A 1,537-nucleotide genomic window follows, 5' to 3' on the forward strand; every position below is an offset into this window, starting at 1 on the left:
CGTCGAACCAAGCGGTTAGTAGGTGAGTGATGGGGTGACGCAGGAAGGTAGTCCATCCCGGGCGGTGGTTGTCCCGGGGTAAGGGTGTAGGCCGTGCGATAGGTAAATCCGTCGCACTTGTGGCTGAGACCTGATGCCGAGCCGATTGTGGTGAAGTGGATGATCCTATGCTGTCGAGAAAAGCCTCTAGCGAGTTTCATGGCGGCCCGTACCCTAAACCGACTCAGGTGGTCAGGTAGAGAATACCGAGGCGTTCGGGTGAACTATGGTTAAGGAACTCGGCAAAATGCCCCCGTAACTTCGGGAGAAGGGGGGCCACGCTCGGTGATCCGATTTACTCGGTGAGCTGGGGGTGGCCGCAGAGACCAGCGAGAAGCGACTGTTTACTAAAAACACAGGTCCGTGCGAAGCCGTAAGGCGATGTATACGGACTGACGCCTGCCCGGTGCTGGAACGTTAAGGGGACCGGTTAGCTCCATTTCGGTGGGGCGAAGCTGAGAACTTAAGCGCCAGTAAACGGCGGTGGTAACTATAACCATCCTAAGGTAGCGAAATTCCTTGTCGGGTAAGTTCCGACCTGCACGAATGGCGTAACGACTTCTCGACTGTCTCAACCATAGGCCCGGTGAAATTGCACTACGAGTAAAGATGCTCGTTTCGCGCAGCAGGACGGAAAGACCCCGGGACCTTTACTACAGTTTGATATTGGTGTTCGGTTCGGCTTGTGTAGGATAGCTGGGAGACTTTGAACTCTGGACGCCAGTTCAGGGGGAGTCGTCGTTGAAATACCAGTCTGGTCGTGCTGGATGTCTAACCTGGGTCCGTGATCCGGATCAGGGACAGTGTCTGATGGGTAGTTTAACTGGGGCGGTTGCCTCCTAAAGAGTAACGGAGGCGCCCAAAGGTTCCCTCAGCCTGGTTGGCAATCAGGTGTTGAGTGTAAGTGCACAAGGGAGCTTGACTGTGAGACCGACGGGTCGAGCAGGGACGAAAGTCGGGACTAGTGATCCGGCGGTGGCTTGTGGAAGCGCCGTCGCTCAACGGATAAAAGGTACCCCGGGGATAACAGGCTGATCTTCCCCAAGAGTCCATATCGACGGGATGGTTTGGCACCTCGATGTCGGCTCGTCGCATCCTGGGGCTGGAGTCGGTCCCAAGGGTTGGGCTGTTCGCCCATTAAAGCGGTACGCGAGCTGGGTTTAGAACGTCGTGAGACAGTTCGGTCCCTATCCGCTGTGCGCGTAGGAATATTGAGAAGGGCTGTCCCTAGTACGAGAGGACCGGGACGGACGAACCTCTGGTGTGCCAGTTGTTCTGCCAAGGGCATGGCTGGTTGGCTACGTTCGGGAGGGATAACCGCTGAAAGCATCTAAGCGGGAAGCCTGCTTCGAGATGAGTATTCCCACCTCCTTGAGAGGGTAAGGCTCCCAGTAGACGACTGGGTTGATAGGCCGGATATGGAAGCACGGTAACGTGTGGAGTTGACCGGTACTAATAGGCCGAGGGCTTGTCCTCAGTTGCTCGCGTCCACTGTGTT

At 56.3% G+C, this 1,537-nt stretch carries 1 rRNA gene (cut by a window edge); it reads left to right on the forward strand.

Annotated features, from left to right (window positions below):
• Window positions 1-1,515, forward strand: a 23S ribosomal RNA gene (locus tag ACWD1U_RS37190) (it extends 1,704 nt beyond the left edge of the window).
• Window positions 1,516-1,537 lie beyond the last annotated feature (22 nt).

This window comes from Streptomyces sp. NPDC002788 (assembly GCF_053592115.1).